We start from the raw sequence: 25,225 nt of genomic DNA on the forward strand, positions 1-25,225 counted from the left end.
CCGGTTTGCCCAGAGCCGACCGAGGAGGGAGGCGGATCATCCCTCATTAGAGCGAAAGACCGGAAGCGGCAATTCGCAAAGCTGCACCCTGGCCCTCGCAAAGGGCATGCCGGCCACGGCTCGTGATCGCTCAGACGCGCTCGTCCAGGAGCTGTTTCACCATTGCGACCGCATTGCGGGCACCGTCGAGTGCGAGAGCGATGCCGGGCGGGTTTCGGCCGATTCCGGCGGCGACGGCGGCCGCCAACTGATCTGGTGTCAAAGCCCCCTCCCCCGAAATCCGCAGGCAACGCGCCAGCCCGGCACGCTCCATCGCTTCGGCTCTGACGGCCTGCTCCGTCTCGCCACCGGCATCGAACGGGACGACGATGGCGGGGCGCCGTGCGGCGACGAGGTCGAGCACCGTGTTATAGCCCGCCTGGCTGATCGAGATCGCACAGCCGGCGAGCAGCGCCGGGAAATCGGGCCGCACGCGCTCGACCGTGACATGCGCCGGCGCGTCTGCCCGCAGCCGGCCGAAGACGTCCCCGCCGACCGCACGCCCGACCAGGATGCGCCAGCGCCGCTCCTGCGGACCGAGCTTCGCCGCCGCGATGGCGAGTGCGAACAACGGAATGGCCGCGGCGGAACCGCCGCCGGATACGAGCACTTCGCCGGTCTCGATCGGCGCGTCGCCAGCCGGCGCTTCGGCGATGTAGCCGGTGTAGCGCAGCTTGGCCGCCAGCCTGGCATCGACTGGCCAGGAGCGGTCGAGCGGCAGGAAATCCGCATCGCCATGGACCAGCACCGCATCGAACAGCGCAAGCCGCTCCTCGGCCTCCGCTATGCGCTCAGGGCGCGGCCTTACCAGCACGTCCCGAACCGAGGAGAGCACGAGGGTCCTCGGATTGGCGGCCCGCGCCGCCGCGATCAGGGCGAGAAATTCGGCGGCGAGCTGTCGGCGCCCGAACGGGAAATGTTCGACGATCACCGCATCGGGCCGCAGCCTCGCCGCCAGCCCTTCCAAAGCCGCAACGCGCTGGGCCCTGCGTTCGAGGTCAATGGGCTGACCGGCTTCGTCGAGCAGCGTGCGGAAATCGATGCCCTCCGTCCTGACCGGCGGCAACTGCACGAAGGTGAAGGGCTCCTGCTCCATCGGCCACAACGACATGCCGCCGCTCGCCAGTGTCACCGCGAACCCCTCTCGTGCCAGCGCCCGTGCCAGATTGGCCGCACGCACCAGATGGCCCGACCCGAGCAGATGCGTCACCGCGATGAGGACGGTCGCGCTCATGCCTTTTCTTCGGCAGAGGCGTGTAGCCGCGAAGCGATGCCGTCGAGTCCGGCAGCCGCCGAGAAGGCGCCGGTCAGCCGCGCCAGCGCGCGATAGCCGAGCTGCCCCCGCTGCTGCGGCGAACAGGCGAGCTCGCCGAGCACCCCGGCAAGCCCGTCGATGTCGCCGGGCTGCACCAGAAGCCCCTCGACACCATGCCGAACGAATTCCGGAATCCCGGCGAAATCCGTTGCCACGATCGGCAGGGCCTGGCTCGCGGCCTCCATCACGACGTTCGGCAGCCCGTCGCGGTCGCCGTCGCCGGCCTGCTTCGAGGGCAGGACGAAGAGATCGGCAGCCCTGAGCGCGGCGATGACCTCGTCCTGCGCCTTCGGTCCCGCCCAGACGATCTTGTCATCGAGGCCGAGGGAACGCGCCTTCTCCTTCAGCGTCGCCAGCATCTCGCCGCCGCCGATATGGGTCAGCCGCCAATGCAATATGCAGGGCAATCGGGCCAGGGATTCCAGCAGATCGTCGAAGCCCTTCTTCGCCACGGCCCGCCCGATGGTGACGAAGCGCACCGGATCGGCCGCATCCGAGCCGTCGCGACCGGACCTCGGGGCGGGCGGCGGAAAGCGGGTGAGGTCGAGCCCGTGATAGACGAGCTCCACTTTGTCGGGCTGGTCGGAGAGCCGCTCGAGCTCGCGAAAGCCGTCCTGCGTGCAGGTCACGCCCCAGGCGGCATCGGCGATCTTCTCGCGTTTTTCCCAGTCGGGCGTCGTCCAGATGTCCTTGGCATGGGCGGAGAAGGACCAACTCAGGCCGCGCAGCAGGGCCGCGTAGCGGATGACCGAAGCCGGCGTGTGCAGGTAATGCACATGCAGGTGCCGGATATCCTTGGGCAGTTCTCGCGCCATCACGCAGGCCTGGCCGAAGCGGCGCAGGCGGTTGCGCGTCCGGTCACGGGCAAGATCGCGCAGGAAGAGCGCCAGGAGCTTGCGGAAGCCGGGCTGGGTCAACGCGCCGAACACAGCGCGCGTCACGCGCCCCGGTTCGTCATGCAGATATTCCGGCAGGTAGCGCACCGGTGCCATGATCTGGTTGTGCATCAGGTGCTTGGCGCCGTCGGTCGGATGCCGGAGCGACCAGATCTCGAAGGCGAGGCCGCGCTGCTGCAGCCCGAGCAACTCCTGCGCGATGAAGGTCTCCGACAGCCGCGGATAACCCTTCATCGCCACCGCGACACGCGGCACCGTGCCTGTCGTCATCGCCGGCCGATCAGCATGAAGCGCGTATAGTTTTTCGTCGGCCGTGCCCCGGCGAACCAGACCTCGGCAAGCCCCGCCTGCTCGCGGAAGGCATCGAGGGAGGCCACGCAGCTGCGATGGTCCGGCTCGCGGTAATAGTCGTTGGATTGCAGCACGAGCGGCAGGCCGGCCGGCAAACTCGCGATCCAGCCCGGCACGTCGGCGAGATGCTCGCAGCTTGTATTGACGACGAGCCCGGGCCTGGGTGACTGAGCCGCGAAATCAAGCGCCGTCATGTCCGCTGTCGCTGCCCGGAAGCGGCCGGAAGCGACATGGCGGTGATTCAGGATCTCCGCGATCGGCGCGCAGGTCGGGTCGATATCGAGGCTGACCACCTCATCGATAGCGAGTCGCGGATCGTCGAGCAGCAACGCTCCGAGCACACCATACCATGCGCCGAGCACCCAGACGGGGCCTTCCGGTTTCGGGCAGGCCTCGGCCAGCGCCTCGACGAGCCACTGCTTGGAGGCGATCTGCTTGTGGTTGCAGGCGATCGACAGGTCCGGCGGCGCGCCTTTGCCATAGAGGCGCGCGACATCGGCGACGATGCGGTTCCCGGATAAGGCCGCCATGCCGCGCAGCAGGTCGTGGAAGGCCTCGCAAGGAGGTTCAGGCGTCATGGTTCCGTCGTTGTCGGCAAAAACTGGCGGGACCATAGGCAGCGGTTGCGGCAAAGGCCAGCCTCCCGTGCCTGTTCAATCGCGCGGATTCGCCTCTTCCGTCCCGGATGCCGATCCCACCGCCGGCTCGGCCGCGTCGCCCGCTGTTTCCTCCGACGCAGCGGCCGGAATCGGCCTCGCCGCCATCGCCGCATCCTCGCGCTTGCGGCGGGCAATTTCCGGCGCGCTCGCAAAGCCATAGGCCGTCAACGGCTTCTCGCGCCCCTTGATCGCGATCTTGAGCGGCACGGTTCCAGCGTAGCTGCGGCCGGTGGTGCGAATCGTGTCTTCCGACACCACGACATCGGCGAGAACCCGGCGCGTCGCGGCTTCGAGCTGGCTCGCGATCATGACCGTTTCACCAACCGTGATCTCGCGCCGGCCGAGATTGTCGTTCTCGACCGCACCGGTGATGGCATCGCCGGTATGGATCCCGATCCCGATCCTCAGCGGCAGAGGCAGCGCCACACCAAACTCGCGGTTGAGCGCGTCAACCGCCCGTACGATGTCGGCCGCAGCGCTGATCGCCGCCTGCGCGCCGCGCGCCTGCGAGCCCTCGAGGCCGAACACGGCCATGAAGCCATCGCCGTAGAAGGCATCGATGCGCCCGTCATGGGCCGTGATCGCCTGGCCCATCTCGTCGAAGAAGCGGTTGAGCAGGCCGATCAGCTCGCGGGGCAGCTGCCGCTCCGAGAGCGCCGAGAAAGCACGCAGATCGGCGACCACCACCGTCAGGCCGCGTTTGTTGACGGCATCGTCGGGCTGCAGCGTGCGCGCACCGGCGGCGTTCAGGCGCGAGGCGAGCAGGATCTGCACCTGCAGGTCGTCTTGCGGCCTGATCTGGCAGGCAAGCCGGACACCTTCCGGCGCGGAGATGCGCCGCAGCAACCTGGCTTCGTTCGGCCCCGGCGACGGCAGCTTGTCGATGCCGTCCATCACCAGCACGCGGCAGGTGGCGCAGCGCGCCCGCCCGCCGCAGAGCGCCGCGTGCGGAATGCCGAAGCGCCGGAACATCTCCAGCACCGTCGGCCCCGGCACCAGCCGCCGCGTACCGTGACCGACGAAACGTACCGTGATCTCCCGTCGCGTCCTGACCCGGATCTCGCGGATGCCGACGAACAGCACGAAGGCGCCCACCAGCCCGTAGAAGGCGCTCTTCGCCCACATCACGTCGCGGTCGAACATCACCCGCTGCGCGTCGGTGACGAACTCGGGCGGGAGCGCCATCCGCTCGGCCTCGCGTGCCGCCACCATGAAGCCGATCAACGCCAGCAGCGGGATGAGGATCGAGACGAGCAGGAACGGGTCGCGCCAATGGCGATAGGCGTCACGCGAACGCAGCATGAAATGGAGACCGAGGATGCCATGCGTCCAGACCAGCAGCAGCAGCAGCGACTGCAGCAGCGCGCGGCTAGGCCACAGCCGCCGAAGCACGGCATGATAGGTCTCGTCGACACCGAAATAATACCCCAGCACGCGCGTGCTGACGATGTGATCGACCAGCAGGAGCGGTATCGCGAGACCCAGCGCGATCTGCAGCATCTCGCGCAGCGGCATCTTGAAGGTGCGGCGCTGGACCACGCGCAGCAGCGCGAACACGGGATGGATGATCAGCGCGCCGTAGAGCACGATCGTCCCGATGCGGGAATGCCAGACATTGTAGCGCCAGTCCTGGACGCGCTCCATGACATCGAGGCCCAGGACGCCCATGGCATGGTTGAGGAAATGCGTCGTCGCGAAGGTCAGCAGGATCAGGCCCGAGACGAGGCGGATGTCGCGGCTCCAGGACGAGACCTGATCGATGCTCGCGCCCATGCTGCTGCGCGCCATCTGCGGGCGCGGCGTGCCGGCGGCTTGTGGCCGATTCATACGACGCTGGACCTCATCAAACGGTTTCGTGCTCGCGGAGCAAAACGCTCGCAAGACGATGAACGCGATCCGCCAGGTCGCGGCAGACCGCAAGGCTGAATTCCGGCACGGTCTGGAGCAGTTCGAAGAACAGGTCCTTCGGAATTCTCAGCGCCAGGACAGGAGTCTTCGCGCTGACCGTGCCGATGAACGGCCGGCCGCTGAGCAGCGATACGTCTCCGGTAATGCTGCCGGCGTCCTTCTGGAACCGACGCCCTTCGCCGTCCGGGCGCGACTGCGAGAATTCGACATCCCCCTCGAGAATGACATAGACGCCGTCCAGCCGGTCCTTCTGGTCGATCAGGACTGCACCCGGTTCGAAGCGCAATCTTTCGCCCATGAGGGCGACGAGCTTGAGCCGCGAGGGAGGCATGTCGCGAAACAGCGGCAGGCTGCGCAAGCAGCCGATATCGGCTTCCAGACTCATGACCGTGCCTCCATTCGCTGGGCATCCGCAAAGCGTAACGCCTGGCCGCCGACATCGTTCGCCGCCTCGAGCGCCCCGCCCGCCTCGACCGAGCCGGTCGCCCCATGGAAAACGACCCGCATCGGGATATCCTCAACGAGTCTAGCATCTCCCAGCAGAAGAAACAGGGTCATACCGGCGCAATAGCTGCGTAGCCGGGCGACGATCTTCTCCGGCTCGTCGGAGATCGCGAGCAGGGCCGAGACGTCGAGCACAGCGATCTGCGGCGCCTTGACGAGAGCCTGCGCCAGAGGAATCGCATGCAGCAGACGCGCCGGCAGATAGCGCCCGCGGATGCCGCTCTCGGTATCGAGCCCGAGGCGATACAGCGCTTCCCCGAGGCCTGAGCGCTCGAGCGCCTGCAGCACGATCTCTGCCACCTTCCGGCCTGCGTCGGGGATGCCGTAGCCGATACGGCCGAACATCAGGTTGTCCCGCACGCTGGCGCCGAGCATGACCTTATCGGGAGCATAGAAGTCCACATCGGCTGCAGCATCGGCCGGCAGGTGCTTGCGGAAGCTTGCCCGCGCTCTGAGGACACGGCGCTCGAGCCGGTCGTCGATCAGGTTCAGCCGGTGCTTGGGTTCGATATAGCCCAGTGCCAGCGCCACCAGGTCGCGCTCCGTCTCCTGGTCGAGCGGGCTTCGCATATCGTGCTTGGCCAGGATGGCCGCCAGCTCGTTGAGGCGCTCGAAATCGAAATTCTCGCCGAAGGTATAGCGCTCGAACAGCGCATGCCCTGGCGGCAGGCCGGCGAAGATCTCGACGACGGTCGCGACGATCCGCCCCCCCATCTCGGTCATCGGCTCGACCAGGGCCTCCGCCTTGAGGATGGATTGGGCGTAAGGCTCGAAGAGCAGCGTCGCATTGGCGAAACGGGCGCTGGTCCGTGTCCCGAAGATCAGGTTTTCGGCAATCGAAGCATTTCGGTTGTAGCGGTCGAGGACGAAGGGCTCGATCAGCTCGCCAAGATTGATGCGCTCGAGCTCCGCCGCCACGACCTGGCGGGCCGTAATGATGCGCTCGGTGGCTTCGGCGCTCACCGGCGGCATCACCTTGCCGCCCAGGCCGAGCTCGAACACGTCCTGCGTGCAGCCGAACACGTCGAGCAGCTCGCGCACCCGCGCCGCGAGCTCGGCCGCGTCGGCGACCCCGACGCCGTCGTAATCCGTCCAGTCCGCTTCGAACGGAAATGGCGAGTTGCCCGAGCGGACCGCCTCGACAAAGCGGCGATGCTCCTCCGGTGAAACCGGCCCCTCGGACTTGATCTCCGGCCGACGCCGCCGCAGCGGCAACAGGATGTTGTCCCGCATCGTCCCGGCGATGATCTCCGCTTGGTCTCCGGAATAGCCGATCAGATGGCTCGCCCGCTCGACCGACATGTCCGCGAGCAGTTCGCCATCGATGAGCACCCGCCCCGAATAATTTGTCGCCTGTCGCCCGAGGATGCGGCCGAGCACATCCCCGCCACTGCCATGGGGGCCGATCAACGCGACGCAGCCCGGGCGCTGCAGGCTGAATGAAAGCGGCGTCAGCAGCGGCTGCCCGCGATTGTCCAGCATCTGCACGCCCTCGAGCCGGATGCTTCCCTTGACCGGCAGCGGCGAGCAGCCATTCGCCTCATCGAGGACGAGCGTGTCGTCGCTGTTGAACTGGGAAATCACCTGCTCGTATTTGATCGTGACGTCGTTGCGCTGCTGGTCCCAGTCGATCAGTTCCTTGATCGGCGAAGGCAGGTCACGATAGGCCGCGATAACCGCCACCAGCTGGCCGATGTCGAGGCGTCCCTGCAGCGCGAAATAGCCGCCTATCGCATAGAAGAAGAACGGCGTGACCTGCGCCAGCAGGTTATTGAGGAACTTGACCGCGAACTTGCGCTTGTAGAGCTCGTAGCGGATGTCGAAGAGGCGCCCGAGGCGCGCGGCGATATCCGCCTGAACGTATCCCGCGGCGCCGTGCCCCTGGATCATCGGCCCGGCATCGACGATTTCGCCGATCCTTCCTGCAAGCTGGCGGGATGCGATCTGGCGCTCGCGGCCCAATCTCAGCTGCTCGCGGCGCAGGATCGGGATGATGATGGCCTGCGCCAGCACGATCAGCAGGGCGATCGAGCCGAGCCAGAAGCTCTGCACCATGATGAAAACGAGCGCGGTCAGGGCCTGGCTCAGCAGAAAGACCGGCTGGATGAACGCGTCGCCGACGAAGCCGCCGATGGGCTCGACCTCGTCCTTGATCATGCTGGCGATCTCTGCCGGCTTGACTGCCCGGATTTCCTCCGGGCGAAACCGCAGCAGCTGGCTGAAAAGGTCGTAGCGCATGCGCCGCAGCATGCGCTCGCCGAGAATGCCCTTGCGCACGTTGACGATGTATTTGAAGGCGCCGTTGATCAGAACGAGCACCAGGAAATAGCTGGAGAGCCCCATGAGGAGCCCGACCTGATTGACCTGAAACCCTTCGAACAGCCTCAGGGTCGCCCCACCAAGCCAGGACGGCAGATGCAGCGTCATTTCCATGAAGGTGGCGGTGGTCTTGCCGCCTCTGAAGGCCCCTCCCTGGATGGCGTCGTTGACGATCCGCTTGGGGACGTCGAACGAGGCCCAGTTGAAGGGTATCGAGACAACGATGATCAGCAGGACGATGATCTGCTCGCCGCGACTCTTCTGCCAGATGTAACGGAAGAGGTTGGGCTCCAAAGGGCAATCCTGTCGCGAAACGCCGACGGCGCTGTCATATCGGGGCGAGGCCCCTGCGAGCGACCATATGTGGTGAGGTTGCGGCGGAGTGCAATGCGAGCCACTTTGAACCTGCGGCACAGCCGGGATCGCGCCGCGTCGGGGGTCGATGTGAGGCGCCTGTTGCTCCGTGCGGCCATTGCCTGTGCTGCTATTGTGATCGCGGTTGCTTCCCCCCTTGCATCCGCCTGCGCCGAAGTCGCAGCCGGCAACGCTTTCGACCTCCTGCATGATGGCTTCGACAAGGGCGGTTTCGCCGCCGAGGGCGGGCTATTCTACAAGGAGAACGTCGAGCAGCGCGCCGGCCGGATGGTTTTCAGCCCTGCCTCGCCTTCGGCCGGCACCGGCGCGCTGACCCTCACGGTCATGGCGGCCTGCCCACCCCATCAGCTCGGCTGCAGCGAGCGCGCCGAGGTCTGGGAGCGCCCGCAGGTGCTTGCTCCCTATGGCAGCACGGTCTGGTACGGGCTGGCCCTGCGTCTCGACGCCCCGCTGCCGCAGGACGATCGCAGATATGTGATCGCCCAATGGAAGCGAGAGATCCTCCCCGGCGCCGTGGGAGACTATTCGCCCTTCCTGGCACTGCGGCTCTATCGCGGGCATCTCGGCGTCACCGTCGAGACGGATCGCATCGCGTCCTATCCAATCGGGAGCCCCGAGCGCCCGGATGGCTGCCGCCCCGGCGAGGCCCTGGTGCTCGACCGCCCGAAGGTTCGCCAGACGCGGGCTCTGGTCGCGATCGAGGCCGGCGCTGCGCGCGAAAGCTACCCCGGCTATTTCGATGCCTGTGCCCCGGGGATCCAGGTCACACGCCATGCCGATCTGCCGGCGGCCCGGAACGGTTGGATCGATTTCGTGATCCGATCGCAACCAGGCCCCCATGGCGACGGATACATCGAGATCATGGCCAACGGCGACCCGATCGTGACCATCCGCGGGCATATCGGCCATAGCGGCCCGGGTCTCGCCACCAACCAGTACTTCAAATTCGGCCCCTACCGCGCCCCCGGCCTCCAGCCCTGGAGCGTCAGCTACGGCGGTTTCCGCCGGGGGCCGCGTTGCAGCGATGTCATCCGGCTCGGCCAATGTCCGGCCGAATGAGTCGCTATGTCGAAAGTCATTGGCAAGACCGAACTTTAGACGTCTAGTGAAGTCAGGAGAATTGCGGACGGTTCCTGGGGTGGCGTCAGATCGGGTTATGGATATCCTGCGCATCAGCGACCTGCGTATCGGCTTCACTGTTCACGGCCTGTCCCGCGAGGTGGTGAAGGGCGCGAGCCTGCGCGTTCCCGCCGGCAAGACCGTCGCGCTCGTGGGCGAATCCGGCTCCGGCAAATCAGTGATCTCGCAGGCCATCATGGGCCTGTTGCCCCGCGCGGGCGCCGTGACGGGGGGCGAGATTCTGTTCCGCGACCCGCTGGCGCCGCAGAGCGTGACCGACATCGCGGCCCTGCCTGCCGAAGGCCCCGAGATCCGGGCCCTGCGCGGCGGCCGCATCGGCATGATCTTCCAGGAGCCGATGTCCTCGCTCTCGCCGGTCCACACCATCGGCAACCAGATCGAGGAAGCCTTGCTCCTGCATCGGCCGATGCCGAAAGCCGAGGCGCGCGGCCTGATCGAGGCCATGCTGAAGCGCGTCGGCTTCAAGAACGCCCATCGCGCCTATGGGCTGTATCCCTTCGAGCTCTCCGGCGGCCTGCGCCAGCGCGCCATGCTTGCCATGGCCCTGATCTGCAAGCCGGCCCTGCTGATCGCCGACGAGCCGACCACCGCGCTCGACGTCACCATCCAGGCGCAGGTGCTCGACCTGATGCGCGATCTCCAGGCCGAGATGGGCATGGCGATCCTGCTGATCACCCACGATCTCGGCGTCGTCGCCAACATGGCCGACGAGGTGGTGGTGATATTCCATGGCGAGATCCTGGAGCGAGGCCCGGTCGAGGACATTTTCCGGCAGCCGCGCCATCCCTATCTCAAGGCGCTGCTGAACGCCTCGCCGCATTTCGACATGCAAGAGGGCGAGCGCCTCGTCGCGCTGCGCGAAGCCAGGCCCCGCCCCCCGGCGGCGCCCCGCCCCGCCCCGCCGCCGGGAGATCGCGAGAACACGCCGCTCCTGCGGGTCCGCAACCTCCGCAAGACCTATGTCACCGGCTCCCGCGGCTTCTTCGGCAAGGGTACGCAAAGCGTCGTGAAGGCCGTCGACGATGTCAGCTTCGACATCCGCCGCGGCGAATGCCTCGGTCTCGTCGGCGAGAGCGGCTGCGGCAAGACGACGGTCAGCAAGATCGTGATGCGGGCCGTCACAGCCGATTCGGGAGAAGTCGTCTTCGACGACGGCCATGAACGGGTCGACGTGCTCGGGCTGAAGGGCGAGGCGTTGCGGGCCTTCCGCCCGCGTATCCAGATGATCTTCCAGGATCCCGTCTCGTCGCTGTCGCCACGCATGACGGTGATGAACATCCTGCGCGAGCCGCTCGCGGTCCACGACAGGGGCCACTCTGCTGCCCAGGACGAACGAGTTCGCTCCCTGATGCAGGATGTCGGGCTCGATGTCCGCTTCCTGAACCGCTATCCGCATTCCTTCTCAGGCGGCCAGCGCCAGCGCATCGGCATCGCCCGCGCCCTGGCGCTCGATCCCGAGCTGATCATCTGCGACGAACCGGTCTCGGCGCTCGATGTCTCCGTGCAGGCGCAGATCCTCAACCTGCTGAAGGATCTCCAGGCCGAACGGGACCTCACCTTCCTGTTCATCTCGCACAACCTCGCCGTGGTGAACTACATGGCGGATCGCATCGCGGTGATGGCCAATGGCCGCATCGTCGAGCTGGCACCGCGCCACATCCTCTTCACCAAGCCGGTCCATCCCTACACCAAGGCGCTGCTGCGCTCCGTGCCTTTCCCCGATCTCGATCGCAAGCTCGACTTCAAGCTCGCGGCGCCTGGCGGTGCGTCCGATGACAGCCATTGGGGTGACGCCTTCAAGGTCGGTTCCGACGCCTCTGCCTTGGCGCATCTATCGCTCGGAAGCGGTCACTACGTCCTTGCGCGGCCCAATGCCGATGTGCGGGAGATGGTCCCATGACCTCCCGTCGCTCGCACACGACGCGCCGCGGCGCCCTGCTGTTGGGAACGGTCGCGCTTGCCGGGGCCGCGCTGCCCCGCCGCGCGCTGGCTCAATCTCCCGCGATCGACAGCCCCTTCTTCGCCGAGAAGGTCGCCGCGGGGACGCTGCCGCCGGTGGCGCAGCGCCTGCCGGCGATGCCCCGCCTCATTAACCTCGGCAAGCTCGGCCGCACCCCGGGGCGCCATGGCGGCAATATCCGCATGCTGATGGGCGATCAGCGCGATGTCCGGATGATGACCCTCTACGGCTACACGCGCCTGATGGTCTACGATGAGACTCTGGAGCTCGTGCCGGACGTTCTCGAGAGCTGCGACGTCCAGGACGGCCGCATTTTCACGCTGCGCCTGCGCACCGGCCATCGCTGGTCCGACGGCTCGCCCTTCACCACCGAGGATTTCCGCTACTGGTGGGAGGATGTCGCCAACAACAAGCGCCTGTCGCCCGGCGGACCGCCTCAGGCGATGCTGGCTGGCGGCAATCTCCCCTTCTTTGAAGTGCTGAGCGAGACCGAGGTTCGCTACAGCTGGGAGATGCCGAACCCGATCTTCCTGCCGGCGCTGGCGGGCGCGCAACCGACCTATATCTTCATGCCGTCGCGCTACCTCAAGCAGTTCCACGAGAAGCACGCACCCAAGCACGAGCTGGTCCAGCGGGTGAAGGAGAACCGCGTGCGCGACTGGGGCGCGCTCCATGAGCGCCTCTCGCGCATGTACCGGCCGGAAAACCCGAATCTTCCAACGCTCGAGCCCTGGCGCAACACCACGCCGCTGCCGGCCGAGCAGTTCGTGTTCGAACGCAATGCCTTCTTCCATCGCGTCGACGAGAAGGGGCGGCAGCTACCCTATGCCGATCAGGTCACGCTGACCCTCGGTACGAGCTCGCTGATCCCGGCCAAGGCGGCTGCGGGAGAGGCCGATCTTCAGGCCCGCTACATCCGCTTCGACAACTACACCTTCCTCAAGGAGGCCTCGAAGCGGATGAACTTCGAGGTCAAGCTCTGGAAACGGGCCGAGGGCTCCTATTTCGCGCTTCTGCCGAATCTGAACGCCATCGATCCGGTCTGGCGCGACCTCAATCGCGACGTGCGCTATCGCCGCGCGCTCTCGGTCGCGATCAATCGCGCCGACGTCAACAAGGTGATCTTCTTCGGCTTGGCACGCGAAAGCGCCAACACGGCCTTGCCGGAAAGCCCGCTCTACGATCCCACGCTCGCTTCGCTCTGGATTCAGCATGACCCCGGGCTGGCGAACCGGCTTCTCGACGAGATCGGCCTGACCAAGCACGACGATGACGGCGTGCGCCTGCTCCCCGACGGTCGCAGGCTCGAATTCACCATCGAGACAGCCGGCGAGAACACGGAGGAGACGGACATCCTCGACCTCCTCAAGCAGGATTTCTTGACCGTCGGCATCAAAATCTATCCGCGCTCCACGCAACGCGACGTCTTCCGCCGCCGCATCGTCGCGGGCCAGACCGTCATGTCGGCCTGGGCTGGCATGGACAACGCGCTCGTCACCTCCGACATGGAACCTGATGCGCTGTCGCCGACCTCCTCGGCGCAGTTCCAGTGGCCGCGCTGGGGCCAGTTCATCGAGACCAGCGGCCGCGAGGGCGAGAGACCGGCCTCGCACGAGGTCAACGAACTGGTGCGGCTCTACGAGGAATGGCGGATGAGCTCGACGCGTGACCAGCGCCGCGCCATCTGGCACAAGATGTTGGCCATCAATGCCGAGCAGGTATTCACCATCGGCGTGATCAACAGCACGCTGCAACCCATCGTCGTCTCCCGCGATCTGCGCAATGTGCCCGAGGTCGGCCTCTACAGCTTCGAGCCCGGTGCCTTCATCGGCCGCTACATGCCCGACACCTTCTGGTTCGATCGGCCAGAGACCAAAGGCTGATCCGTGCTGTTCCGCTACATCCTCAAGCGCATCCTGATCATGATCCCGACGCTGCTGGTCACCAGCGCGCTGATCTTCACCGTGATCAATCTCCCGGAAGGGGACTATTTCGAGACTCTCGCGGCCGAAATGCAGGCACAGGGCGAGAAGGCCGATATGAGCCGCATCGAATTCCTGAAACAGGAATACGGCTTCGACAAACCTCCGGTCGAACGCTACTTCTGGTGGGTCGCAGGCCTGCTTCAGGGCGATATGGGCTATTCCTTCGAATATCAGCGGCCGGTCAGGGAGATCGTCGGCGACCGCCTGCTGCTGACCATGCTGGTCTCCTTCGCCACCATCATCTTCACCTGGATCGTGGCCTTCCCGATCGGCATCTACTCGGCCACGCATCAATACAGCTGGGGCGATTACGGGCTGACTTTCCTCGGCCTCATCGGGCTCGCGGTCCCGCATTTCCTGCTGGCCCTGGTCTTCATGTATCTCGCCAATCTCTGGTTCGGCCTCTCGATCGGCGGCCTCGTCGACCCGCAATATCTCAACCAGCCGATGAGCTGGGCCAAGCTCCGATCCGTGCTGGAGCATCTCTGGATTCCCGTCATCATCATCGGCGCCGGCGGCACCGCCGGCATGATCCGGGCGCTACGCGCCAATCTGCTCGACGAGCTGCAGAAGCAGTACTACGTCACCGCCCGCGCCAAGGGCCTGCCGCCCGGCAAGGCGCTGCGGAAGTACCCGCTGCGCATGTCGCTCAACTTCTTCATCTCGGATATCGGCGACATCCTGCCTTCGATCGTCTCGGGCGCCGAGGTCGTCGCCATCGTGCTCTCGCTGCAGACCACCGGCCCGCTGCTCATCCGGGCCCTGCAAGCCCAGGACATGTATCTCGCCGGCTCCTTCCTGATGTTCCTCTCCTTCCTGACCGTGATCGGCGTGCTGATCTCTGACATCGCGCTCGCCATCCTGGATCCGCGCATCCGTCTTCAGGGGGCCGCGACCAAGTGAAGGCGAACTCGCTCAACACGCTCCCGCCCGACGGCGCGCCGCTGCCGCATGCGGCTTCGACCGCGCCTTTCGAGCCCTATGCCACCGAGGTGATGACGCCGCAGCAGGAGCGGGTCTATCTCGCGTCGCAGTGGCAGCTGATGTGGTGGAAGTTCCGCCGGCACAAGCTCGCGGTCGTCTCCGCCTTCGTCATCGTGGCGATCTACGCGATGGCGGCCTTCGCCGAATTCCTCGCCCCCTACCATTACACGACGCGCAATACCGACTTCATCCGCGCGCCGGGCCAGAGCGTCCACCTCTTCCACGAAGGCAGCTTCATCGGCCCCTTCGTCTACCCGTACACGATGCGGCTCAACTTGGAGAATCTGAAGCGGGAATACGAGGTCGACAGCACGCAGCCGCAGAAGCTGCGCTTCTTCTGCCGCGGCGACGACAGCTACATGTTCTGGGGGATGATCCCGGGCAGCTGGCGCCTCGTCTGCCCCCCGAAGGACGGCACCTTCTTCTGGCTCGGCTCGGACCGGCTCGGACGCGACATGCTCTCGCGCATCCTCTATGGCGGCCGCATCTCGCTCTCGATCGGCCTGCTCGGCGTCTCCGTCTCCTTCGTCCTCGGCGTCATCATCGGCGGCATCGCCGGCTACTATGGCGGCCGTATCGATCTGTTCATCCAGCGCATCATCGAGATCGTGCAGTCGCTGCCGCATATCCCGCTCTGGCTGGCGCTGGCCTCGATCATGCCGCCGTCATGGAGCCCCGTGGTGGTCTATTTCGGCATCACCATCATCCTCGGCCTGATGGACTGGACGGGGCTTGCCCGCTCGGTCCGCTCGAAGCTGCTGTCGCTGCGCGAGGAGGACTATGTCGTCGCTGCCCAGCTGATGGGCGCGAAGCCCGCCCGCATCATCGGCCTGCATCTGGTGCCGGGCTTTATGAGCCATCTCATCGCCTCGGCCACCATCACCATCCCGAAGACCATCCTCGGCGAGACCGCGCTCTCCTTCCTCGGCCTGGGCCTGAGACCCCCGATCACCAGCTGGGGCGTGATGCTGAACGAGGCCCAGAACATCAATGTAGTGGCGCTTTATCCTTGGCTGCTCTATCCGGTCGTCCCCGTGATCGTGATCATCCTCGCCTTCAACTTCCTTGGCGACGGCCTGCGCGATGCGGCCGATCCGTATCGCTGACCAGCCACGTTCCGCCCCTTTGCAGTATCGCCTTGCGCATTGCATTCCACACTCCGCTGAACCTGTTCGACGATGGCGGCGTCTCCGGCGACCGCCGCATGGCGCGCCAGCTCGTCGCGGCGCTGGAGACGTTGGGCCATGTCGTGGAACCTGTCCGGGCCGGCCGCGGCTACCTGCCCAGCGCCGATCCAGCTTGCCTCGACCAGCATCGCGCCGACGCTGCAAGGCTTAGCGACCAACTGCTGGCGGACTATCGCTCCGGAATCCCGCGCCCCGATCTCTGGTTCACATATCACAACTACTACCGCGCCCCGGACCTGCTCGGCCCCGGGATCGCCACGGCACTCGGCATCCCCTATGTCACCGCCGAGGCCAGCGACTCCGAACGACGCGCCTTCGATGAATGGAGCGCCCAGACCGAAATCGTCCGGCACAGCCTCGCGGCAGGCGATGTCCACTTCTACTTCACCGATCGCGACCGCCAAGGGCTCGAACCCTGGCGCCGGCCCGGCACCGCCCTTCTGGAACTCCCGCCCTTCATCACCTTCGGGGACGAGCCGCCGCGGCACCGTAACCATTCCGGCCCTCCCCGCCTGATCACCATCGCGATGATGCGCGAGGGCACCAAACAGAACAGCTATCTGACACTCGCGCGCATTCTCGCCCGCATTGCCGATGCGGATTGGCGGCTCAGCATCGTCGGCGATGGCCGCCAGCGCGCCGTGATCGAAGCGGCTTTTGCGGGCCTGCCACAAGGGCGGATCGATTGGCTCGGCCTGATACCGCGCGAGCGGGCGCTCGACGAGCTGGCACGGCACGACATCTTCGTCTGGCCGGGCGTCCGCGAGGCCTATGGCCTGGTTTATCTCGAAGCCCAGGCGGTGGGACTGCCCGTGGTCGCCTTCGACAGCGGCGGCGTCTCCGCCACCGTGGTGCCGGGAGAGACAGCGCTCTTGGCTCCGGAAGGCGACGAAACCGCTTTCGCCGGCCATCTCGTCGCCATGCTGCAGGATAAGGCGCGCCGTGAACGGATGGGCGCCGCAGCGCGCCGTTTCGTATTGGACGAGCGCACGAACGCCCGCGCCGCCGCCAGGCTGGCCGAAGGGCTCGACCTCGCCTGCCGCCATCGCCGCGACAAACGCGAAGCTGCCGGTAGCGCTGCGTCATGAGCGAGACGCATTGGCAGACCCTGTCGCGGGAGCTCGATAACTGGCAGGCGGCCGGCCGCCAGCTCCGGCTCTGGCTTCGGGACGACGATGCGGTCGCGCCGACGCCGGCGCTGACGCGGCTCTCGGATCTTGCAGAACGCCATGGTGCACCTGTGCTGCTGGCGGTCATACCGATGTTGGCCGAGCCCGCCCTGGCCTCGGCGCTGGAGGACATGCCTCGCCTGCGCCCCTGCCAGCACGGCGTCTGGCATCGCAACCATGCACAGGCCGGAGCGAAGAAGTCGGAATTCGGCGCGGAGCGCGACGAGTCCGCCGTCGATGGCGAGATCGCCGCGGGTCGCGACCGTCTGCGCGACCTGATCGGCAGCGACATCCTGCCGGTCTTCGTGCCGCCCTGGAATCGCATCGATCCCGGACATGCCGCCCGGCTCGGGAGCCTCGGCTTCTCCGGCCTGTCATGCTTTCGCAATTATCGCCACGGTCCCGCCGGCGGTCCGCGCCTGCTCAACACCCAAATCGACGTTATGGACTGGCATGGCGGCCGCATGGGCCGGCGGCCGGATGACCTTCTTTCCGAGATCGTGGCACAGATGATCGCGATGCGCGGCGATGTCCCCGATCGGGCGGCCGCGCTCGGCCTGCTCCTGCATCACCGCGACCATGACGAAGGCGCGTGGTCCGTTCTTCACGACATCTTGAGCCTCGCCGAGGCCCATCCGGCCGTGCATTTCGCTGATCCGGCCGAGCTTCTTCCTGCGAGAGTATAGGCTTGCCACCGGCTAAGATGAATCCTTGCTCATTGCCACCGCCACGGGCTTGGTTGATGAACCTCGCCGCGCTATAAGCGCTTCAACTGGTTCCGAGCTGCGTTCGTCCTCGCCAAGAGGTCGTCTGGCCTTTGCGGAGGGCGGCATCCGATGTCTTCCAACGTCATCGATTTGGTCGGGGCCGAAAGGGCGCCGCGCAGCCCGCATGCGCCGCGGGTGCTGATCTACAGCCATGACACTTTCGGTCTCGGCCATATCCGCCGCTGCCGCGCCATCGCCAATGCGCTGATCGCCAGCTTTCCGCACATCTCGGTCATCATCGTCTCCGGCTCTTCGGTGATCTCGAGCTTCCAGTTCGGCGACGGCATCGACTATGTCCGCATTCCCGGCATCGAGAAGCAGAGCGACGGCCGCTACGAGCCGCATCACCTCAATCTCGATCTCGGCGACACGCTGCGCCTGCGCACCGATCTCATCAAGCAGACCGTTCTGTCCTTCGATCCCGACGTCGTCATCGTCGACAAGGAGCCCGTCGGCCTGCGCGGCGAGCTGAAGCCCTCGCTCGACATCCTGCGCCGCCGCGGCGCCCGCATCGTGCTGGGCGTGCGCGACGTGCTCGACGATCCAGCCACACTGCTGGAGGAGTGGCGCCACAGCGGCGCGCTCGAAGCGCTCGACACCATCTATGACGACATCTTCGTCTATGGGCTGGAGGGCATCTATCAGCCTCTGATCGGCCTGCCCGAACAGCAGCGTTTCGCCGACAAGATTCGCTATGTCGGCTATCTCAAGCGTGCGGTCCCGAGCCCGATGCCGCCGAACCGCTATCCGCGGATCACGAAGCAGCCCTTCGTCCTCGTCACCCCCGGCGGCGGCGGCGATGGCGCCGGCGTGATCGACTGGGTGATCTCGGCTTATGAAGCCGACCCGACGATCGCTCTGCCGGCGCTGATCGTCTTCGGGCCCTTCATGTCGCGCGAAAAGCGCAAGGACTTCGCCGAACGGATCGCCCGCAACCCGAAGCTGGAGGGCCTCGGCTTCGAGCCTCGCCTCGAGCTGCTGATGAATCGGGCGCACTGCGTCGTGGCGATGGGCGGCTACAACACCTTTTGCGAGATCCTCTCCTTCGACAAGCCGGCGCTGATCGTGCCGCGCGTGAAGCCTCGCCTGGAGCAGGCGATTCGTGCGCAGCGCGCGGACGAGCTGAGCCTGGTCGAAATGCTCTGCGACCCCTCGCAGACCGGCGAGGGCGAGCGCGATCCGCTCGTGATGGCGAGGGCGCTCCATGCCCTGGCGAAGCGACCGCCGCCATCGCAGGCCTTCATGCCCGATCTGCTCGAAGGGTTGCCGGCGATCAGCCGCGCGCTTTCGGACGATCTCTCGCAGACCGTGCGCGGCCGGGCCCTCGCGCAGAACGCTGCGACCAGCTGACCCAGTGCTGCCGACGCGGCATCGCGCCGCTGGTCAAGGCTCGGGCTCCGTTCTACAGGCTTTCAACATGACGCTTTCGAACACTCTCGTCTCGGTCGCGGTCGGCGCCGTCTCCATCGTGCTGCTGCTGGGCCTGGCGAACATGCTGCGCGGCGGCAGCGCCGACACCTCGCAGAAGCTCATGCGTCTGCGCGTCGTGCTGCAGTTCGTCGCGATCATCCTGATCGTCGCCGTGCTCTGGTACCGCAACGGCTGACCTTCCGCGGCATCCTGCCCAATGAATTGACGTCATTGATGTTTCGCGAACGCTTGGCTGTGAACGGAGCCTTGGCCGCACGGGCTCTGCCACATTCCGAACACGAGTATGTGTGCTTCACTAACGCCTGCTCTCTCACACCCCGCCGAAGGCCCATGGTTCGCGTCGCGTTGCTGCTCCTCGCCGGTTGTCTGGCGGCCTCCTCTGCTCAGGCACAGACCCGCTCTCTGTCCGGCAACGTCTCCAGCTACGCTCCCGCGACAGAGCCGCCGGCCCCGGCCTGGGAAACGCGCATCGGCGCCGGCCTCGCCAACCCAGGCGGACGCGAAGGCGGCCTCGTCAACGTGGGAGCTGAAGTGCTCTCGCCCCGCCTGATCCCCCTGCAGGACCGAATCGCCGCGGCCTTCATCCCGCGCTTCAACCTGGGCACCAGCCTGAACTTCAACGGCACGCGTTACGCCTATGCGGGAGCGACCTGGAGTTTCGACGTCACCCGGGACGTCTTCGTCGAGGCGAGCTTCGGCGCCGCCGTGAACGACGGCAAGAGCGGCTTCGTCGTTCCCGAGAATCGTCTCAATGTCGGCTGCAACACCGGCACCCGCGAGGCCGCGGCACTCGGCGTGCGGCTCTCCGATCGCTGGAACCTGGTCACCACGCTCGAGCATTTCAGCACGGCAGGCTGCGGCGACCGTGCAGGATCCTCTCCGCGAGGCCCGGCCAATATCGGCGCCCGGCTCGGCTATACGTTCTAGCAACCGGCCTCGGCAGAAAACCGCACTTCCGTCCCCGCCGCGCCGCGTTATAAGCGTGGCATGGTCAAGCTGAATCGCATCTACACCCGCACCGGCGATGACGGCACCACCGGGCTGACGGCCGGGCCGCGTCGCCCGAAATTCGACCTGCGGGTCGCCGCCTACGGCACCGTCGACGAGACCAATGCCTGCATCGGCCTGGCGCGCCTCCATGCCGCGGGCGAAGACGCCGAGGTCGATGCCATGCTCGGCCGCATCAGCAACGACCTCTTCGATCTCGGCGCCGATCTCTCCACGCCGGAAACTGGCAAGGCGCTCGCCTTCGAGCCGTTGCGGATCGTGCAGGCGCAGGTCGATCGCCTGGAAGCCGAGATCGACCGGATGAACGAGAGCCTTGCACCCCTGCGCTCCTTCGTCCTGCCCGGCGGGACGCCCGCCGCGACCCATCTCCATCTCGCCCGCACCATCAGCCGCCGCGCCGAACGGCTGATGACGGAACTGGCAGCCATGGAAGGGGAAACAGTCGCCCCGCCAGCGCTCAAATACATCAATCGCCTGTCGGACTTCCTCTTCGTCGCCTCCCGCTTCCTCAACGCGAAGGCCGGCGGGGACGTTCTCTGGGTGCCCGGCCAGAATCGCTGAGGCGCGCCATGTTCGTCCCCCTGCATGACGGAGTGCCACTTCGTTTCATGCGAACTCCCTATATCACCTACGCGCTGATCTGCGCCTGTCTAGCAGCCCAGGTTGCGCTCTGGTTCTGGCCCGGGGAGAACGCCGAGCTCGCGATCATGGCCGGCTTCGGCATGATCCCCTCGGTGCTGTTCGGCACAGCGCAGCTGCCGGAAGGGCTCGCCCATCTGCCGGCCTGGCTGACGCTGTTCAGCAATGTGCTGCTCCACGCCAATCTGGCGCATCTGGCCGGCAACATGCTGTTCCTCTGGGTCTTCGGCGACAATGTCGAGGACGCGATGGGCCATGCCCGCTTCCTCATGTTCTTCTTCCTCTGCGGTCTCGGCGGTTCGCTCATCCACGCCGGAATGTATCCGGATTCGGAACAGCCATTGATCGGCGCCTCCGGCGCTATCTCCGGTGTCATCGCCTCCTATCTGATGCTCTATCCGCAGGTCCGCATCTGGGGCGTCGCCTTCAACTGGATTCCGATCCATATCCCCGCGATGTACGCGCTCGGCGGCTGGATTCTGCTGCAGGCCGGCTCGGCCTTGTTCCAGACCGACGGCAATGTCGGCTGGTGGGCCCATCTTGGCGGGCTTGCGACCGGGGCCGCGCTCACCCCGCTCTTCATTCATCGCAGCGTGCCCTTATTCGGCCGCCCGACCATCGGCGGGTAAGCCCGTGCGCTTTTGCCCCTCCGACCAGACCTTGGACGACGTTGACAAGCCCAAACCGGCGTCGCTACGGTCCCTGCGCATTCCAGCCGAGGGCCGCGATGCCGCCACTCTGCCGTCTTGGACGGCGCGGCGCGAGGCGCATCTCTTCTGAACGGTGATCTGACGATGAAGATCTTGGTGCCCGTCAAGCGGGTGGTTGATTACAACGTGAAAATCCGCGTGAAGGCGGATGGGTCCGGCGTCGAGCTGGCCAATGTGAAGATGTCGATGAATCCGTTCGACGAGATCGCGGTGGAAGAGGCGCTGCGTCTCAAGGAAGCGGGCAAGGCGAGCGAAGTGATCGTGGTATCGATCGGCCCGGCGCAGGCCGCCGAGACGATCCGCACCGGGCTGGCCATGGGCGCCGACCGCGGCATCCTCGTGAAGGTCGATGGCGTGGTCGAGCCGCTGGCCGTCGCCAAGCTCCTGAAGAAGGTGGTCGAGCAGGAGGCCCCCGGCCTCGTCGTCCTCGGCAAGCAGGCGATCGACGACGATTGCAACCAGACCGGCCAGATGCTCGCCGCCCTGCTGGGCTGGCCGCAGGGCACCTTCGCCTCGAAGGTCGTGGTCGGCGACGGCACGGTCGACGTCACCCGCGAGGTCGATGGCGGCCTGCAGACGGTTTCGCTGAAGCTGCCCGCGATCGTCACCACCGATCTGCGCCTCAACGAGCCGCGCTATGCTTCCCTGCCCAACATCATGAAGGCGAAGAAGAAGCCGCTCGACGAGACCTCGGCCGAGACGCTCGGCGTCGACGTTGCGCCGCGCCTGAAGGTTCTGAAGACGGTCGAGCCCGCCGGCCGCTCCGCCGGCGTCAAGGTGGCCAACGCCGCCGAACTCGTCTCCAAGCTCAAGACTGCCGGGGTGATCTGATGACCACGCTGCTGATCGCCGAACACGACAACGTCTCCGTCAAGGACGCGACCGCCAAGGCGCTGACCGCCGCCGCCCAGCTCGGCGCGCCCGTCCACATCCTCGTGGCCGGCCAGGGCGCCAAGGCCGCGGCCGACGCGGCCGCCAAGCTCGCCGGCGTCGAGAAGGTGCTGCTCGCCGATGACGCCGCTTACAGCCATGCGCTGGCCGAGCCGCTGGCGGCGCTGATCGTGAAGCTCGCAGGGGCTTACGACGCCATCGTCGCGCCCTCGACCACCACCGGCAAGAACGTGCTGCCGCGCGTCGCCGCGCTGCTCGACGTGATGCAGGTCTCGGATGTCAGCAAGATCGTCGCGCCCGACACCTTCGAGCGCCCGGTCTATGCCGGCAACGCCATCCAGACGGTGCAGTCCGGCGATGCCAAGAAGCTGCTGACCATCCGCACGGCCTCCTTCCAGGCGGCGGGTGAAGGCGGCTCGGCCTCGGTCGAGAACGTCTCTGCCGCCGAGAACCCCGGCTCGTCCAGCTTCAAGGGCGAGGAGGTCGCAAAGTCCGATCGTCCGGAGCTGGCCTCGGCCAAGATCATCATCTCGGGTGGCCGCGCGCTGGCCTCGGCCGAGAACTTCACCAAGGTGATCGAGCCCGTCGCCGACAAGCTCGGCGCGGCCATGGGCGCCTCGCGCGCCGCGGTCGATGCCGGCTACGCCCCCAACGACTGGCAGGTCGGCCAGACCGGCAAGGTCGTGGCGCCCGAGCTCTACATTGCCGTCGGCATTTCCGGCGCGATCCAGCACCTCGCCGGCATGAAGGATAGCAAGGTCATCGTCGCCATCAACAAGGACGAAGAGGCCCCGATCTTCCAGATCGCCGATTACGGCCTCGTCGGCGACCTCTTCACCGTCCTGCCCGAGCTCGACGCAGAACTCGCCAAAGCCGGCAAGTAAGGCATAGACCATCGTTCCGGGCCGCCTCAGGGCGGCCCGTTCCGCTCCCTGCGGGAGCATAAGAAGACTATCCGGGATCAAACCATGTCGGACCACGCGATCAAGACGATCGGTATCATCGGTGCAGGCCAGATGGGCAACGGCATCGCTCATGTCGCCGCGGTGGCCGGGTTCGACGTCAAGCTGCATGACGTCGCCGAGGACCGGATAAAGGCGGCGCTCGCCACCATCGACGGCAACATGGCCCGCCAGGTCCAGAAGGGTGCCCTCGCCGACGAGGATCGCCGTGCCGCCGTTCAGCGGATCGAACCTGCGGTCGGCCTTGCCGATCTCGGCGATTGCGATCTCGTCATCGAGGCCGCGACCGAGAACGAAGAGGTCAAGCGCAAGATCTTCACGGCCGTCTGTCCGCATCTGAAGCCCAAGGCGATCCTCGCCTCCAACACCTCGTCGATCTCGATCACCCGGCTCGCGGCCGCGACCGACCGCCCCGAGCACTTCATCGGCATCCACTTCATGAACCCGGTACCGCTGATGCAGCTCGTCGAGCTGATTCGCGGCATCGCCACGGACGACGGCACGTTCGAGCGTGCCAAGGCCCTCGTCGGCCAGCTGCACAAGACGGTTTCGGTCTCCGAGGACTTCCCCGCCTTCATCGTCAACCGCATCCTGCTGCCGATGATCAACGAGGCCGTCTACACGCTCTACGAGGGCGTCGGCTCGGTCGAGGCGATCGACACCGCCATGCGGCTCGGCGCCAATCATCCGATGGGCCCGCTCCAGCTCGCCGACTTCATCGGCCTCGACACCTGCTTGTCGGTGATGCAGGTGCTCCATGACGGTCTGGCCGATTCGAAATATCGCCCCTGCCCGCTGCTGGTGAAATATGTCGAGGCCGGCTGGCTCGGCCGCAAGACCAAGCGCGGCTTCTACGATTATCGCGGCGAGAAACCCGTTCCGACCCGCTGACGAACCGGGGCCGGCGGGCCAGAACCCGCCAATCGACCGAAATCACCACGATCTGCCTGCCGGCTGCCACGAGCGAGGAAGCACCTCGCCCGTGCGAGAGCGTTTGTCGCACCCGCAATAAGTTCCTTCACATTCCTGTCGTCTCGCGCTTACATTGATCTGAGGGCGGGATTCGTCCCGCTTGACGAAGCGGAGGTGCGACGGGTTTGACGGCGCATGTGATGCATCCGATGGCATCGCCGGACGGCTGTCCGGCCCTGGTCCTGAACGCCGATTTCCGGCCGCTCAGCTACTATCCCTTGTCCCTTTGGAGCTGGCAGGACGCGATCAAGGCGGTCTTCATGGACCGCGTCAACATCGTTTCCGAATACGACACGGTCGTCCGCAGTCCGAGCTTCGACATGCGGCTGCCCTCGGTCGTCTCGCTGAAGAGCTACATCAAGCCCTCGCGGACGCCGGCCTTCACCCGCTTCAACGTCTTCCTGCGTGACCGTTTTGCCTGCCAATATTGCAATACGCGCGACGAGCTGACCTTCGATCACGTCATCCCGCGCTCCAAGGGCGGCCTCACCACCTGGGAGAACGTCGTCGCCGCCTGCTCGCCCTGCAACCTGCGCAAGGGCGACAAGATGCCGGCCTCCGTCGAGATGTTCCCGGCCCAGAAACCCTACGCGCCGACGGTCAACGACCTCCACCGCAACGGCAAGCTCTTCCCGCCGAACTATCTCCACGAGAGCTGGCTGGACTATCTCTATTGGGACTCGGAGCTGGAGCCGTAAGGCCTGGGCAGCAGCAGCTGTTGCGCACCCCAAAAGTACGTCATTCTCCCTACAAGAGCGAGATATCATACACCAAAAGTGCGTAACGCGCTGACGCAACTCAGGGCAAAATCGCCCAAAGATCCGTGATCTTAGAGACAACCTTGTTCACTCACGTCATGATCGGCAGCAACGATCTGAGCGTTCCCGCGCGTTCTACGACGCTATTGATCCGCCCCCGCCGGCTGGTCCAAGGTGATTGTTAGTGGACGGTTGGTCTCGACACCAGCGCGGGCGGCGTAGCTGGTCCGGGTTGCGCAGCCGCCCTCGCGGTCATGGCGGGGATGAAGACCTCTGGCGCGGGAGGCTTGTATCCT

The 25,225-nt window shown here is 66.1% G+C and carries 22 protein-coding genes; 16 read left to right on the forward strand and 6 right to left on the reverse strand.

Features of this window, described 5'->3' with window-relative positions; translation table 11 throughout:
* Positions 1-130: 130 nt before the first annotated feature.
* The 6 genes from AB4Z16_RS07445 to AB4Z16_RS07470 form a co-directional block, all read right to left on the reverse strand.
* A complete protein-coding gene (locus AB4Z16_RS07445) occupies positions 131-1,273 on the reverse strand; it encodes a glycosyltransferase family protein (RefSeq protein WP_441510686.1) in 1,143 nt (380 codons plus the stop codon).
* Positions 1,270-2,520 carry a glycosyltransferase family 4 protein gene (locus tag AB4Z16_RS07450; protein ID WP_441510687.1) on the reverse strand — a complete coding sequence of 417 codons (1,251 nt, stop codon included), beginning with the start codon at positions 2,518-2,520 and terminating at the stop codon, positions 1,270-1,272. Before AB4Z16_RS07450 ends, AB4Z16_RS07445 begins: the two co-directional genes overlap by 4 nt.
* A complete protein-coding gene (locus AB4Z16_RS07455) occupies positions 2,517-3,179 on the reverse strand; it encodes a class I SAM-dependent methyltransferase (RefSeq protein ID WP_441510688.1) in 663 nt (220 codons plus the stop codon). Before AB4Z16_RS07455 ends, AB4Z16_RS07450 begins: the two co-directional genes overlap by 4 nt.
* Before the next feature lie 75 nt (positions 3,180-3,254).
* Positions 3,255-5,087: an adenylate/guanylate cyclase domain-containing protein gene (locus tag AB4Z16_RS07460; protein WP_441510689.1), complete on the reverse strand. Its 1,833-nt coding sequence runs from the start codon at positions 5,085-5,087 to the stop codon at positions 3,255-3,257.
* 16 nt (positions 5,088-5,103) lie between these two features.
* A complete protein-coding gene (locus AB4Z16_RS07465) occupies positions 5,104-5,553 on the reverse strand; it encodes a Crp/Fnr family transcriptional regulator (RefSeq protein ID WP_441510690.1) in 450 nt (149 codons plus the stop codon).
* The gene (locus tag AB4Z16_RS07470; protein ID WP_441510691.1) at positions 5,550-8,285 is read right to left on the reverse strand and encodes an ABC transporter transmembrane domain-containing protein; all 2,736 of its coding nucleotides are present in this window, start codon (positions 8,283-8,285) and stop codon (positions 5,550-5,552) included. The genes AB4Z16_RS07465 and AB4Z16_RS07470 overlap by 4 nt, the downstream gene beginning before the upstream one ends.
* Positions 8,286-8,480: 195 nt before the next feature.
* Here AB4Z16_RS07470 and AB4Z16_RS07475 point away from each other — a divergent pair, with 195 nt between their 5' ends.
* The 16 genes from AB4Z16_RS07475 to AB4Z16_RS07550 all read left to right on the forward strand — a co-directional run bounded on the left by AB4Z16_RS07475 (position 8,481) and on the right by AB4Z16_RS07550 (position 24,869).
* Positions 8,481-9,425 carry a polysaccharide lyase gene (locus AB4Z16_RS07475; RefSeq protein ID WP_441510692.1) on the forward strand — a complete coding sequence of 315 codons (945 nt, stop codon included), beginning with the start codon at positions 8,481-8,483 and terminating at the stop codon, positions 9,423-9,425.
* Positions 9,426-9,522: 97 nt separating this feature from the next.
* Positions 9,523-11,406 carry an ABC transporter ATP-binding protein gene (locus AB4Z16_RS07480; protein ID WP_441510693.1) on the forward strand — a complete coding sequence of 628 codons (1,884 nt, stop codon included), beginning with the start codon at positions 9,523-9,525 and terminating at the stop codon, positions 11,404-11,406.
* The gene (locus tag AB4Z16_RS07485; RefSeq protein WP_441510694.1) at positions 11,403-13,349 is read left to right on the forward strand and encodes an ABC transporter substrate-binding protein; all 1,947 of its coding nucleotides are present in this window, start codon (positions 11,403-11,405) and stop codon (positions 13,347-13,349) included. The genes AB4Z16_RS07480 and AB4Z16_RS07485 overlap by 4 nt, the downstream gene beginning before the upstream one ends.
* 6 nt (positions 13,350-13,355) lie before the next feature.
* The gene (locus AB4Z16_RS07490; protein ID WP_441510723.1) at positions 13,356-14,354 is read left to right on the forward strand and encodes an ABC transporter permease; all 999 of its coding nucleotides are present in this window, start codon (positions 13,356-13,358) and stop codon (positions 14,352-14,354) included.
* A complete protein-coding gene (locus tag AB4Z16_RS07495; protein WP_441510695.1) occupies positions 14,351-15,541 on the forward strand; it encodes an ABC transporter permease in 1,191 nt (396 codons plus the stop codon). The genes AB4Z16_RS07490 and AB4Z16_RS07495 overlap by 4 nt, the downstream gene beginning before the upstream one ends.
* A gap of 32 nt (positions 15,542-15,573) precedes the next feature.
* Positions 15,574-16,710 carry a glycosyltransferase family 4 protein gene (locus tag AB4Z16_RS07500; protein ID WP_441510696.1) on the forward strand — a complete coding sequence of 379 codons (1,137 nt, stop codon included), beginning with the start codon at positions 15,574-15,576 and terminating at the stop codon, positions 16,708-16,710.
* Positions 16,707-17,477, forward strand: coding sequence for a polysaccharide deacetylase family protein (locus tag AB4Z16_RS07505; RefSeq protein WP_441510697.1), 771 nt, complete (start codon positions 16,707-16,709; stop codon positions 17,475-17,477). The genes AB4Z16_RS07500 and AB4Z16_RS07505 overlap by 4 nt, the downstream gene beginning before the upstream one ends.
* 150 nt (positions 17,478-17,627) lie before the next feature.
* Positions 17,628-18,908, forward strand: a complete 1,281-nt coding sequence (locus AB4Z16_RS07510) for a glycosyltransferase family protein (RefSeq protein WP_441510698.1) — start codon at positions 17,628-17,630, stop codon at positions 18,906-18,908.
* A 67-nt stretch (positions 18,909-18,975) separates the two neighbouring features.
* Positions 18,976-19,164, forward strand: a complete 189-nt coding sequence (locus AB4Z16_RS07515) for a twin transmembrane helix small protein (protein ID WP_441510699.1) — start codon at positions 18,976-18,978, stop codon at positions 19,162-19,164.
* Positions 19,165-19,319: 155 nt separating this feature from the next.
* On the forward strand, positions 19,320-19,916 hold the full coding sequence (locus AB4Z16_RS07520) for an acyloxyacyl hydrolase (RefSeq protein WP_441510700.1): 597 nt from the start codon (positions 19,320-19,322) through the stop codon (positions 19,914-19,916).
* Between the two features lie 60 nt (positions 19,917-19,976).
* A complete protein-coding gene (locus AB4Z16_RS07525) occupies positions 19,977-20,558 on the forward strand; it encodes a cob(I)yrinic acid a,c-diamide adenosyltransferase (RefSeq protein WP_441510701.1) in 582 nt (193 codons plus the stop codon).
* A gap of 47 nt (positions 20,559-20,605) precedes the next feature.
* Positions 20,606-21,265, forward strand: a complete 660-nt coding sequence (locus tag AB4Z16_RS07530; protein ID WP_441510702.1) for a rhomboid family intramembrane serine protease — start codon at positions 20,606-20,608, stop codon at positions 21,263-21,265.
* Positions 21,266-21,430: 165 nt separating this feature from the next.
* Positions 21,431-22,177, forward strand: coding sequence for an electron transfer flavoprotein subunit beta/FixA family protein (locus AB4Z16_RS07535; protein WP_441510703.1), 747 nt, complete (start codon positions 21,431-21,433; stop codon positions 22,175-22,177).
* Positions 22,177-23,121 carry an electron transfer flavoprotein subunit alpha/FixB family protein gene (locus AB4Z16_RS07540; protein ID WP_441510704.1) on the forward strand — a complete coding sequence of 315 codons (945 nt, stop codon included), beginning with the start codon at positions 22,177-22,179 and terminating at the stop codon, positions 23,119-23,121. Before AB4Z16_RS07535 ends, AB4Z16_RS07540 begins: the two co-directional genes overlap by 1 nt.
* Before the next feature lie 84 nt (positions 23,122-23,205).
* Positions 23,206-24,090: a 3-hydroxybutyryl-CoA dehydrogenase gene (locus AB4Z16_RS07545; protein WP_441510705.1), complete on the forward strand. Its 885-nt coding sequence runs from the start codon at positions 23,206-23,208 to the stop codon at positions 24,088-24,090.
* Positions 24,091-24,311: 221 nt separating this feature from the next.
* Positions 24,312-24,869, forward strand: coding sequence for an HNH endonuclease (locus AB4Z16_RS07550; protein ID WP_441510706.1), 558 nt, complete (start codon positions 24,312-24,314; stop codon positions 24,867-24,869).
* Positions 24,870-25,225 lie beyond the last annotated feature (356 nt).

This window comes from Allobosea sp. TAF32 (assembly GCF_052113585.1).
Taxonomy (GTDB): Bacteria; Pseudomonadota; Alphaproteobacteria; order Rhizobiales; family Beijerinckiaceae; genus Allobosea.